The organism is Candidatus Nitrosarchaeum limnium BG20 (assembly GCF_000241145.1).
GTDB lineage: Archaea > Thermoproteota > Nitrososphaeria > Nitrososphaerales > Nitrosopumilaceae > Nitrosarchaeum > Nitrosarchaeum limnae.
Genome location: NZ_AHJG01000077.1, coordinates 1 through 12102, shown reverse-complemented (window position 1 = coordinate 12102; position 12102 = coordinate 1). Strand labels below are relative to the sequence as shown.

Genomic DNA, 12102 nt, shown 5'->3' with positions numbered 1-12102 from the left:
TGTGATATCTATTGGGGTGGAAATAGAGGTAGGTTATCAAGGGATCCTAGAGGAATATCTCAAAAAGCAGAGGAATATGTAAAAACTCAAGGATTTGATTATAGTGCTTGGGGTCCAGAAGTTGAATTTTTTGTTTTTGATAAAGTTCATTGGGATGTGTTAACTCCATACAAAGGTCAATCCTATTCAATTGAATCAAAAGAGGCTCCATGGAATAATGAAGGTTCAGGATATCCTATGGGTCTTCAAGAGGGATATTACCCAAGTACTCCTTCAGATACTTTGACTCCATATAGAAATGAATGTGTAAACATATTGAATAATGATTTTGGAATATTATGTGATAATCACCATCACGAAGTTGCTACTGCAGGTCAATGTGAGATTGATATCAAATATGATTATTTGACAAATGCTGCGGATGCGGCGCAATCTTATAAGTATGTAATAAAAAATGTGGCACAAAAATACGGTAAAGTTGCAACTATGATGCCAAAACCAGTTGCAATGGATGCAGGTTCTGGTATGCATGTCAATGTAAGTTTATGGAAAGGAAAAGAGAATGTGTTTTATGATCCTGATGATAAAGATGAATTAAGTCAAACTGCAAAATATTTTTGTGGTGGAATTATTAATCATGCAAAAGCATTATCTGCAATTTGTAATCCTACTACAAACTCATATCACAGACTTGTTCCAGGATATGAAGCACCAGCCTATATCGCATGGAGTGCAGGTAATAGATCTGCAATTGTTAGAGTACCACATCATCTTACTGGAAAAAGTTATGCAAATCTAAAAAGACTTGAATTTAGAGCTCCTGATCCATCATCAAACCCATATCTTGTATTTGCAGCAGTTACTGCAGCTGGTATGGACGGAGTAAAGAAAAAGATTGATCCAGGTGAACAAGTTCGTGATGATATTTTTAAAATGACAAAATCAGATAGAGCCAAAAGAGGAATAGGGGTTCTTCCAAAGAGTTTAGGCGAAGCACTTGATGAATTAGAGAGTGATAGAAAATTCCTTAATTCGATTTATACAAATGATGTGATTGATACACTAATAGAATTGGGTAGAAGAGATCAGCGAGAAATTTCAATTAGACCTCATCCTCATGAGTTTTACTTGTATTTTGATATCTAAAATCTTCCAATAATCTGAAAAATATAGAATAATGAGATAGTTATTAGTCCAAAACCTCCACCAAGAAATAATTCGCGTCTTTTCTCAGATACAGCTGCTTTGTAAAGCAATACAGCACCTGCAAGACCAACAAACAAAATCATAGTTCCAAGTACTACACTATCAATACTTGTGTGAGTAATTAATGGGTGAAAGAATCCTGAGAGTAGTACAAAAAACACTATCAAATAGATGTACTTGAATCCAGTAAGCATTTTTGATGTGGTTTTATTCAATAAGATTCGTAAATTTGATTATCAAATAAACTTTTGAAAAATAAATTATTTTAAAAGAATTTACATCATTCCGCCCATATCAGGCATTCCACCCATTCCGCCCATTCCAGGCATTCCGCCCATTCCAGGCATTCCAGGCATTCCGCCTTCTGCTCCCGGTGGTGGTCCAGCAGATTTTTGAGTGGCAATTACGTCATCGATTCTAAGAATCATACATGCTGCTTCTGCTGCTGCGGAAACAATTTGAAGTTTAACTGCTAATGGTTCAATAATATCACTAGATTTCATATTTGCAATTTTACCTTTCATTACATCAATTCCTGTCCATTTTTCACCTTTCATTTGTCTAGAACGAAGGACGGTTAGTGTGTCAATTGGATCCATTCCAGCATTTTCTGAAAGTGTTAATGGAATTGATTCTAATGAATCTGCAAATTTTTCTGCAGCTAATTGTTCTCTTCCTTCTAATGATTTAGCCCAACTTCTTATTTTAGTTGCAGCATAAGTTTCAGGTGCACCACCACCTGCAACAATTTCTGGTTTTTCAATCACATCTTTTACAACCATTAGTGAATCATGAACAGAACGTTCAACTTCATCTACTACTCTTTGAGAACCTCCACGAAGAAGTAACGTAACAGATTTTGGATGTTTACAACCTTCAATGAATACCCACTTATCTTCTTCAATTTTTCTTTCTTCTACTAACTCAGCATCACCTAAATCTTTTTCAAAAATATCATCTAAATTATTTACAATTCTTGCACCAGTTGCTTTTGCAAGTTTTGTGAGATCACTTTCTTTAATTCTTCTAACAGCAATAATACCAGCTTGTGCAAGATAGTGTTGAGCCATATCATCAATTCCTTTTTGACATAGAACTACATTTGCTCCAGAACCAATGACTTTATCTACCATGTTCTTTAGCATTCTATTTTCTTCATCAAGAAATGATTTCAATTGTTGTGGATTTGAGATGTTTATTTTAGCATCAGTTTCAGTTTTACTAATTTCAAGTGCTTTGTTAATTAGAGCTATTTTTGCATTAGAAATTTTTCTTGGCATACCACCATGAACTATTTCTTTGTCAAGGACTATACCTTGAATAATAACAGAATCTTTAATCGAGCCACCGGCTTTTTTTTCTACTTTAATATCATCAATGTCAACGTTATATTTTTCACCTTCTTTCTCAGCAACTGCAAGAACTGCTTTCACAATAATATCAGCTAATTGATCAGAATCTTTTCTTACTAGTTTAGTTTGCATAGATGTTTTTGCAATTTTATTAAGAATTGTTTTATCATTTGAAGAAACAGTTTCTGCTATTTCTTGAAGGAATTGTTTTGCCTTTTTTGCTGCTTTTCTATATCCATCAACTATTATTGTTGGGTGAACGTCTTGATCTAAAAGTGATTCAGCGTTCTCTAGAAGAGCACCGGCAAGAATAACGGCTGATGTAGTTCCGTCACCTACTTCATTATCAGTAGTTTTTGATATTTCAACGAGCATTTTGGCTGCAGGATGTTGAACATCAATTTCTTTTAGAATAGTTGCACCATCGTTTGTAATTGTAACATCGCCTAAAGAGTCAACTAGCATTTTATCCATACCTCTTGGACCAAGACTAGTATGGACAATTTCAGCGATTATCTTAGCTGCAGCAATATTATTTTTTTGAGCGTCTCGTCCTTTGGTTTCAGAGCCTCCTTCTTTTAGTAATACAACAGGCATTGTACCTTTAGAAGTTGCTTGCATACCCATAGAAGGAAAAATCTGATATTCCCCTTTTATACGTTGCAGATCAAAAATTAGTTATGTAATTACCCAAAAAACGGTGTTTTTAAATTGGGAAAATAAATCCGCAGAACATGGTCAAATCAGCAAACAAAGAATCTTACAATAAAATCTTCTCAAAATTAAAAGAACATCATAAATGGTTTGAAAATTCTATTCCGTTGATCGCAAGTGAAAATATACCAAGTCCAGCAGTCAGAGAGGCAATAATATCAGATTTTGGCAACAGATATGCTGAAGGTTGGCCTGGTGAAAGAGTCTATGCAGGTTGTGTCTACATTGATGATGTTGAATTTGAATGTATGAAGCTTGCAAAAAAGTTGTTTAAAGCCAAATTTGCAGATGTAAGACCGATTTCTGGTGTAGTTGCAAATCTTGCAGTATATTCTGCTTTTACAAATCCAGGTGATGTAATGTTAGCACCATCAATTCCAGCTGGTGGTCATATTTCTCATGGTAAGAAGGAGCATTCAGGAACTGCAGGATTAGTTCATGGATTAGAAATTGAATTTTACCCATTTGATGCTGAAGAAATGACAATTGATGTTGATAAAACTAAACAGAAAGTGGAGGAATTAAAGAAAGCAAATCACCTTCCTAAGATGGCAATGTTTGGTGGATCATTGTTTTTGTTTCCACACCCTGTAAAAGAATTAGCAGATTTTCTAAAAAGTTTTGATATGCATATCAATTATGATGCTGCTCATGTTGCAGGATTAATTGCTGGTGGAAGATTTCAGGATCCATTACGTGAAGGTGCAGACACTATGACAATGAGTACTCATAAAACTTTATTCGGACCTCAAGGTGGACTTGTTTTGGGTTTTGAAAAGCATGAAGAAGCAATCAAGAAAGCAACATTTCCTGGATTAACTAGCAGTCATCACATTCATCATATGGCTGGAAAAGCAGTGACTTTTACAGAAGCATTAGAATTTGGAAAAGATTATGCAAATCAAGTTATAAAAAATGCTAAAGTATTTGCTGAATCTCTAAATGATTTAGGTTTCAAAGTATTAGGAGAAAGTCGTGGATTTACAGAATCACATCAAATAGCTGTAAATGTTTTAGATTATTCTGATGGTGGAAAAGTAGAAGCAGATTTAGAAAAAGCAAACATTATTGTAAATAGACAGCTAATTCCTGGAGATATCAAAGCTGGTCGTAATTATTTCCATCCAGGTGGAATAAGATTAGGAGTTTCTGAGATTACCAGATTAGGTATGAAACAAAATGAAATGAAAGAGATTGCATCATATATGAAAGAGGTAGTAATTGAGAAGAAAGATCCAAAGAAAATTCTTTCAAAAGTTAAAGCATTCAGAAAAGACTATCAAAAAGTACATTATTGTTTTGATAGTAAACTTGGTGCATATGAGTATGTCAAACTAAGGTAGACTAACTATAATCAGTTAAAAGTGATTGATCGCCTTTGTTTTTTCCAAAAACTAAGTCTATTTCATCTGACAAAGCATGAATTCTTCCTTTTTGATATTCACCAACATTGTATTTTTCAACTAATTTCTTTGCAAGTTTAAGATATTTTTCTACAGAGCCTCTAGTAATTGTTGCAATTAAATTATGACCACAAATACATGTTTGAATAAGTGGCATTCTACGATATGATTTTCCACACGCAGTACAACGAAAGTTCTGTCTTGCATAAGCACGTAGATTTCCCATTATATCAGGAACAAGATGAGTGGATATTACATTGGAAACAATTTCTGATGTGTTAACTGCATCAATTAGTTCAGCATTCTTAATTTGCATATCAAATTTATCAAGCATTGATCCCAGTGTAGAATAAGCACTACGTGATTTTGATGTAGTAAGGGATGATGTAGAATGAGTAAAATAATATCCATAAAATTGTCTTTCTGTTTCAAGACGAGATTTGATTATTTCCACACAATTTACATCTGATGCTTTGTTTTGGTTATTTGTTGATTTAAAAAATTCTAGTGGAAGAAATTTAACAACTTCTAGATTGTGTGCTTGAGGTTGTGATTCGTGTGGTAATACAAGTGGTTGAATTAATAATGGTGCATCCATCAATCCACCAATTCTATCAGAAAGAAACTGTCTAGAGAAATTTAGAAGACTATCCATTAAAAGCATTATAGAATCAGCATCACCATCCGCATCTCGTCTTTTAGCAGAATGCCAGTTTGGAGTTGCAAAACAAACATGTGTTTCTGTGTAGCCAATTATTCTCCCCACAATACCTACAGATGTATGAGGTGCTAATCCAATTATTAAATGACCGATTAATTCATCTGTGTTTTTAACATTATAGAAAGTTGATTTTTCATAAAATTTTTCTAAGATAGTATCGATGTATTTACAAGTAGATACAAGATATCTTGCACTTTCATTTGGAATAATAATGTCTTGCATTCGGAGTTCAACTATCTGGTCAGGATTTGTAAGTGGTTTACCATCAATATCTTGCATGTAACCAAGACTGTTCAGTTTTTCAACAGATGTTCCTATCCATGATGGTTTGAATTGAGTGAGAGGAGAATTTGTTGCATCAAATCGTACAGTACCATCTTTGAAAACAGTTAATCCAAAATTTTGACGAATTAGGCCTTTTTCTAAAGGTTCAGCAATTCTATCTTGATTAATTAATTCTTTAACTCCTTTAAAGGGTTCTTGAGCACGTATGCCTGTTTTTTCTTGTGCCTGTAACAATTTTGCTTTTAATGGAAAAGCTTGGTGAGAATGTGAAGATGCTTTTCGTTTACATTTTTCACAGTATTGAGTTTCAAGTTTATCACGACAATTATTACATCGATAGATTATTGTGGTTTTAGTACCACAGTTAGAACATTTTATTCCAATAGATGGTTCATTGCATTCTTTACAATATCTATTAAAAATATTAGTGAAAAAATTATCTTGTCTTGATGCTTTGAGAAGATCTCTTGTTGGTCCACCTTTATCATTAATTGGAAATAAGACGTGTGTTGGTGGTTTCATTTGTCTAGCTGCTGCTTTTTCAGGTCTTCCTATTCTTACTCCAATTGAAGTTGAGAATTTATTTTTAATTTGAATTCCAGATGATTTTGATATTATTTGAGGTACTGATGAGTCGTTAATTTGTGGTTTGTTTCTAAAAAGTAAGTTAAAGAAAATTTTTGCTTCTGTTTCTTCAAGAATTATTTGTGTGTTATTCATTCTATGTGGAACTCCTAGTTTTTCAAGAATATTTTTTACTTCAATAGAATACTCTATTGAATCTTCATTAATTTTGGTTGGTTGAATAATTTGTAAGAGATCCTCGGTGGATATTTGATCCCAAAAGTATAGGTATTGTGGATGTAATGGTATTTGAAAATCTAATGATAGTTTCAATGCTTCGTCTAAAGTTGGAATTTTAGTTAAAAATTGGATTAAATATTTATCATTTGGAGCATATTTTTCTAATTTTTCTTTTAATTCTTCAATCCAGAATTCTTCTACATAGCCTGTAGGAACTAACTGTGCATTATTTTCTAAGAAATCTCCAAATGAGATTAAAATATCTCCTAAATGAAGAATTTTTTCAATTTCATTTTTAATTTTCAATTCCATGTTTTACATTTTTTATTTTTACAACATCACCATTATTCAGCCGAACAGTTGGTGTATCAATTGAATCTACAAAAGCTACAGTTGCACCTTTACCTGGAATGTCTATTTTGATTTGTGTCCCTACAGCAATTGTATGATCTAAAATTTCAGCAATTACAGGATGAATTCCTACAGCAGCAAACCCTGTATTACAAGATCTTCCATATCTTAAACGAAAACCACCTAATCTATTAGGCATGGATAATACAGATCTGCCTGTAATTACCTCACGCATTCTTTTAGCAGCTGCATCTTCTTGATTATCTCCAGTCTGAATTGCTCCTTTTAGATCTCCAAGCCATTCCCAACCATCTAATTGGTAGAGTTCAATTCTTTTTAGTAATTTTTTGGATCTTCCAATTAATCCGTCATTTAGAACTCTTAAAGCACCTCCTCTAACTCTATCTGTTTTAATTCGAGTCATTCCTTTGTGATTTACAACTTCGAAAGGATCTGTATCTACACCATCTAATTCTACAGGTAAATTTGCAATAACTCGTTCAATATCTTCATCTAAAATATGAAATTGAAAACTGCTTGCTTCTCTTTCATAAATTCGAAGCTCTTCAACAAATCTACCAGTTTCATCATCAAAACAATTTGCTTGATATTTTGATAATCCAACTGCTTTTCGTACATGATCAGCAATTAGTATCGTAACTGCTGATTCAGTTCCTCCAGCTGAACGCATAGGCCCAGCAATTGATACAGAGAGGTAATCAGAGCCGTCTTTATTTTTCTTTATTGTAACTTCGCTAATTCCTTGTAATGGAGCTATAGTTACACCCTCTGTAACTATAGCAAGACCGACTCTAACTGCCAAGTCTAGTTTTTGTTGTAAAGTAGCGTCAGCAAGTAAATATTTTCCAAGTGCTATTTCTTTTGATATTATTAATGCGGATAGTTCTTTACCATGAATTCGTAATAATTCTCGTAAAGGATCAGCGATATCAATATCGTGCATTTTGGCAACTCGATCAGCTAAATCAAATGCAATTTTAGGCTCAATAATTCCTGATGAATCTACTAATGTAGATTTTGCAAAAGCTGCGTGCTCAAAAATAGTATAGGTGTCTTTGGATAGATTAGAATAGTAATCAAGATAGTAATCTGGCATCTTAATACTACTAATACGAGAAATTGCATCATTTTCAGACATAATACAATCTTCTTTACTTACTTCTTTGAATTGCTTTTGCTATCTCTTCTAATTTTTTAATACTTCCACCTTTCTCTAGAAAAGTTCCAATAACTAATGCATCAGCACCTGCTTAACTAAACTTGTAGCAGTTTTAACATCTCTAATTCCTCCACCAACTATTAAAAATCCATTAAAGGCTTTTCTTACTGTTTTTACCATTTCAGGAGTAACGCTAGATTTTGCTCCTGAGCCTGCTTCCAAATAAACAAATCTCATTCCAAGAAATTGAGCTGCTAATGCATATGCTGCAGCAATTTTTGGTTTTCAAATGGAATTCCTCGTGCAGAGCCTACAAACCATGCTGAAGTTCCATCTCCAATTACCAGATATGCTGTAGGTAATGGCTCTAAACCAAATTTGAGAACACTTGGTGCTCCAAGTGCTTGTGCTTGTGTGATAAAGTAGGGATTTTCTGAATTCATTAATGAACTAAAGAGAATTGCGTCTGCATCAGGTACAACTCCAGTAACATTTCCAGGAAATAGTATAATTGGTATTTTAATTCCTTTTTTAATGCCTTTGACTACTTCGGCCATTTCAATTTGATCAGTTGCAGATGAACCTCCTACTAGAATTGCAGAGGCGCCTATTTTCTCAACGTCTTTTGCAAGTTTCTGTGATGAAGATAGTTTTGAAACTTCAGAATCAATTAAGATAAACAATAATGCATTTTTCTTTTTTAATTCAGATTTTAAGAATAATTCAACTTTATTTCCAGTCATAAATGGGGTTTGCAGATGGTGTTTTAAAGTTTAATTGTGGTGAGGTATACAGATTTGTATAGCTATGGTAGAGTTTGATCAATCTAATTTTAATAATATTATTCGGCAAATTATCAAAAAATCATTGTTTACTGAACGACAAATTGAAATTATTTTAAATCAGAAAGATCTTCTCAACTCCAAGTTCTCCATTACAAAAGGTGCGTATTATAGACAAGTTGGGCAATCTAGAGATAAATTAATTGCATTATTCTATTCAATCATACTTTTACGTGGTCTAGGCATACTTTTACCTGATGATATTGATGTGATATCCAAACTTTCTGAGCAGATACGTGTGATAAATGAGAGTGATATATTCCCAGAAAGAGAAGAACAGGTCATTGATGTGATTGACAGGCTCATACGTCAGGCATGTAATGTGTGATATTCTAATTATCAATATATGATATGAGGGAGATTTGTGTGATTGTGATGTGTGTTGTTGTTAATCTAAAGTGTAAAATAATATTGTTCAATCATGATAAATCACAACATATGAATAATTTTTGTGATGTTAATAGAAATTCCTGATCCTGAAGTGATTTTAGTTGTAATAGCATCATTTGTTATAGGTTTGGTTGGTTTGTATTCATACTATAAAGTACGTCCATTCATCAAAATTAAAGGTGATATGATTGATTCATCACAATTAGAGCGTTTAGAATACTATGAAAGACAATTAATTGATATGAAAATACGCCTAGATTCAATAGAAATGCAGGGTTTGGAGCAAAAAATTGAAGAACCAAACCTAGAATTAAAGCAATTTTTAGAAAAATTAACTAAAAATCAACAAGTGATAGAAAAACCAATTGAGCCTATAAAAACAGAGGTTAGTAGTAAAGTAGAGTCTGTATCTACTAATCGTATGCCTAATTTAGATCACAATAATGCAGTAGATTATGTGTTGCATCTAATCACAGACAAAGCTATGACATCACGTGACATACAAATCACATTAAAACGAAGTAGAGAACACACATCAAGGTTAATGAAGAAATTATTTGATGATGGTTATGTTAAACGAAATACAAATTCAAAACCATATACCTATTCAATTACAGAAAAAGGAAAAGAAAAAATTAAGACATTACAAACTAATTCCATAATAGCATAAAATATTATTACTAATTTTCAAAGTCGTTTTTAGATAATTCTATAAAAAAATAGGTTTATTTTGACAATTTTGATTATAAAATATAAACATAATAAAATATTAAATTATATATATTATTAAATTATAATAGAATTATGTCTGTACAAGAAAATGAGGTTTTGGTAAAAATCACTTCAGCAGGAACAATTTCCATCCCAAAACAGTTTCGAAAGTATATGGATATTCAAAAGGGAGAATATGTTAAATTGATTTTGGGAAAGGATAGACTAATCGTACGGAAGATAACAATTTCTTAACTTATTGATGTTTTTGACTTAGTTTAATGGTTTGATATGTCCATTCTCGTCCAGTTCTAATCCTATCTATCTTACCTTTAGTAGAAAATCTGGATAGATATGTTGAGATTATACTAAGTTTTACAGGCTCGTTATACTCATCTTCATATTTTTCCAGTATGTTTGTAGATGTGAATTTTCCCATTGGGAAGAATTTATCGACAATATGCCATATTTTTGAGCCTATTGAATCCATATTGGTGGTTTCTTGCTCTTCTTCTATATTCATCAAGTCCATCATTTCAAAAATTTTAAGAACCTTCTCACGGGTAACATTACCTTCTAATTTTATATCATATCGTGCTCCATCTGCATCCTCCATATCAATACGAATACGTTTTTTTGCCATCTTTGAGATCTATGAGGATCTAATGTTAACAGTTCAATGGATCCCAGAATATTTGTTAACTAAGAGGTTTGTTAACATTGACTGCCTAGACCACGCCTGGGTTATTTTTTGTTATTAACAAAGGTAGTCATATTTGAGTATAATTAGTAAGGATATTCATGCCTGGAGTGGAAATGAGGGGGTCTAATTGAGGATATTCACATTGTTAACATCTATCTTAACGCCTGGAATGGAAATAATGGGGTTAAAATGGCCTTTTTGGATGATTTTTTAACATAAACTTAACAAATTGTTAACAAAGAAGATAACCCACACACCTATTTTTCCACTCTATCTTTTTCTTTAATTTTTTTTAATGAAAATCTAAAATCTAACTAAAAATAATTAATTACAAACTAAACTAGAATAACTATTCTATTCTTTACTCTCTTTATCTAGATATCATTATGTTATTGTTGAGAAGAAATGGTGGTGTGTGAGTATATCTGATCCAATTGATAGATTACTCGATGCAGCTGAATCAGGAAAATCAATAATTAAAAACAGAGACATACTTCATTTTACTTATATTCCTAATATTATACAACATAGAAACTCTGAACAAGAACAAGTAACTCAATCATTATTACCAATCTTAAAACATTCACGACCATCAAACTTGTTAGTTTATGGTAAACCAGGAACAGGAAAAACCCTAGTAGTAAAAAAAGTACTAAATAAAATTCAAGATAGGGTAGAAAAATCAAAATTTCCAATAAAATTAGTATATTCAAATTCTAAAGAGGAAACAACACTCTATGGATTACTGGTGAGTTTTGGGAGACAGTTAGGTATGACTGATAAAGAATTACCAGGCACTGGTCTAGCAATTAGTGAAGTTTTCAAAAGAATATTGAATAATATTGATGAATCAAAAATTAACGCAATTTTTGTCATTGATGAAATAGACTACCTTGCTCAACTAGTATCTAAAACAGGTAAAGACATTCTATACCAACTAACCCGAGCAAACGAACGTCTAAAACAAGGATCATTAACCTTGGTAGGGATATCAAATGACCTAACATTCAAAGAAAAACTAGATCCTAGAGTGATTAGTAGTCTAGGTGAAGAAGAAGTGGTTTTTACTAATTATAATGTAGAACAAATTAAAAAAATCTTAGAGGAGAGAATCAAAGAAGCATTCATTCCCAATTCTGTTGAAGATCCAGCCTTAAACCTCTGTGCAGCCTTAGCTGGAGGGGAACATGGTGACGCTAGAAGAGCCATTGATCTTATTAGAGTTGCAGGAGAAATTGCTGAAAGACAACAATCAGACAAAGTCACCCAAGAACATGTTAGAGAGGCATCATTGAAAATTGAAGAAAATAAAGAAGAAACATCGTTGAAATCATATCCACTTCATGAAAAACTCGTCATTCTTGCAATTATGAAAGCAGGAGGCTCCTCTACAGGTGAGATTTATTCATCTTACAAAGGATTGTGTAAAGTAGTTGGACG

The 12102-nt window shown here is 32.7% G+C and carries 11 protein-coding genes and 1 pseudogene; 6 read left to right on the top strand and 6 right to left on the bottom strand.

The window, feature by feature from the left end; all coding sequences use genetic code 11:
- Positions 1-1146 (top strand): type I glutamate--ammonia ligase (gene glnA / locus BG20_RS02515; protein WP_010190492.1); only part of this gene is annotated, 1146 nt, incomplete at its 5' end.
- On the opposite strand, the gene BG20_RS02510 is transcribed toward glnA, so the two are convergent.
- Together BG20_RS02510 and thsB are read right to left on the bottom strand one after the other, a co-directional pair.
- Positions 1143-1421, bottom strand: a complete 279-nt coding sequence (locus tag BG20_RS02510) for a hypothetical protein (RefSeq protein ID WP_010190490.1) — start codon at positions 1419-1421, stop codon at positions 1143-1145. The genes glnA and BG20_RS02510 overlap by 4 nt on opposite strands.
- A gap of 60 nt (positions 1422-1481) precedes the next feature.
- A complete protein-coding gene (gene thsB / locus BG20_RS02505) occupies positions 1482-3185 on the bottom strand; it encodes a thermosome subunit beta (RefSeq protein WP_010190488.1) in 1704 nt (567 codons plus the stop codon).
- 107 nt (positions 3186-3292) lie between these two features.
- Here thsB and BG20_RS02500 point away from each other — a divergent pair, with 107 nt between their 5' ends.
- On the top strand, positions 3293-4615 hold the full coding sequence (locus tag BG20_RS02500; RefSeq protein WP_007402639.1) for a serine hydroxymethyltransferase: 1323 nt from the start codon (positions 3293-3295) through the stop codon (positions 4613-4615).
- A 1-nt stretch (position 4616) separates the two neighbouring features.
- Here BG20_RS02500 and polC read toward each other — a convergent pair whose 3' ends face one another.
- The 3 genes and pseudogenes from polC to BG20_RS02490 form a co-directional block, all read right to left on the bottom strand.
- A complete protein-coding gene (gene polC, locus BG20_RS02495) occupies positions 4617-6791 on the bottom strand; it encodes a DNA polymerase II large subunit (RefSeq protein ID WP_250635819.1) in 2175 nt (724 codons plus the stop codon).
- Positions 6781-7995 carry a hypothetical protein gene (locus BG20_RS13620; protein ID WP_250635818.1) on the bottom strand — a complete coding sequence of 405 codons (1215 nt, stop codon included), beginning with the start codon at positions 7993-7995 and terminating at the stop codon, positions 6781-6783. The genes polC and BG20_RS13620 overlap by 11 nt, the downstream gene beginning before the upstream one ends.
- Before the next feature lie 93 nt (positions 7996-8088).
- Positions 8089-8759, bottom strand: a pseudogene (locus BG20_RS02490) (phosphoglycerol geranylgeranyltransferase).
- A gap of 64 nt (positions 8760-8823) precedes the next feature.
- Between BG20_RS02490 and BG20_RS02485 the strand changes: the two are divergent.
- The 3 genes from BG20_RS02485 to BG20_RS02475 all read left to right on the top strand — a co-directional run bounded on the left by BG20_RS02485 (position 8824) and on the right by BG20_RS02475 (position 10214).
- A complete protein-coding gene (locus BG20_RS02485; RefSeq protein ID WP_010190485.1) occupies positions 8824-9186 on the top strand; it encodes a hypothetical protein in 363 nt (120 codons plus the stop codon).
- Between the two features lie 126 nt (positions 9187-9312).
- Entirely contained in the window at positions 9313-9918 is a 606-nt protein-coding gene (locus tag BG20_RS02480) for a winged helix DNA-binding protein (RefSeq protein WP_010190483.1), read from the top strand.
- A 134-nt stretch (positions 9919-10052) separates the two neighbouring features.
- Positions 10053-10214: an AbrB/MazE/SpoVT family DNA-binding domain-containing protein gene (locus BG20_RS02475; protein ID WP_010190481.1), complete on the top strand. Its 162-nt coding sequence runs from the start codon at positions 10053-10055 to the stop codon at positions 10212-10214.
- 1 nt (position 10215) lies between these two features.
- Here the strand turns inward: BG20_RS02475 and BG20_RS02470 are convergent, their stop codons facing one another.
- Complete coding sequence (locus BG20_RS02470; protein WP_007402645.1) at positions 10216-10602, bottom strand: hypothetical protein; 387 nt, start codon at positions 10600-10602, stop codon at positions 10216-10218.
- A gap of 481 nt (positions 10603-11083) precedes the next feature.
- Here BG20_RS02470 and BG20_RS02465 point away from each other — a divergent pair.
- On the top strand, positions 11084-12102 hold a 1019-nt coding region (locus tag BG20_RS02465; protein WP_048096998.1), incomplete at its 3' end, for an AAA family ATPase.

What these genes read in the sequence shown, in the direction of transcription:
- BG20_RS02475 (WP_010190481.1), top strand. Translation starts at nt 10,053, where the DNA reads ATGTCTGTACAAGAAAATGAGGTTTTGGTAAAAATCACTTCAGCAGGA.
- BG20_RS13620 (WP_250635818.1), bottom strand. Translation starts at nt 7,995, where the DNA reads ATGTCTGAAAATGATGCAATTTCTCGTATTAGTAGTATTAAGATGCCA.
- BG20_RS02485 (WP_010190485.1), top strand. Translation starts at nt 8,824, where the DNA reads ATGGTAGAGTTTGATCAATCTAATTTTAATAATATTATTCGGCAAATT.
- thsB (WP_010190488.1), bottom strand. Translation starts at nt 3,185, where the DNA reads ATGGGTATGCAAGCAACTTCTAAAGGTACAATGCCTGTTGTATTACTA.
- BG20_RS02500 (WP_007402639.1), top strand. Translation starts at nt 3,293, where the DNA reads ATGGTCAAATCAGCAAACAAAGAATCTTACAATAAAATCTTCTCAAAA.
- BG20_RS02480 (WP_010190483.1), top strand. Translation starts at nt 9,313, where the DNA reads ATGTTAATAGAAATTCCTGATCCTGAAGTGATTTTAGTTGTAATAGCA.
- BG20_RS02470 (WP_007402645.1), bottom strand. Translation starts at nt 10,602, where the DNA reads ATGGCAAAAAAACGTATTCGTATTGATATGGAGGATGCAGATGGAGCA.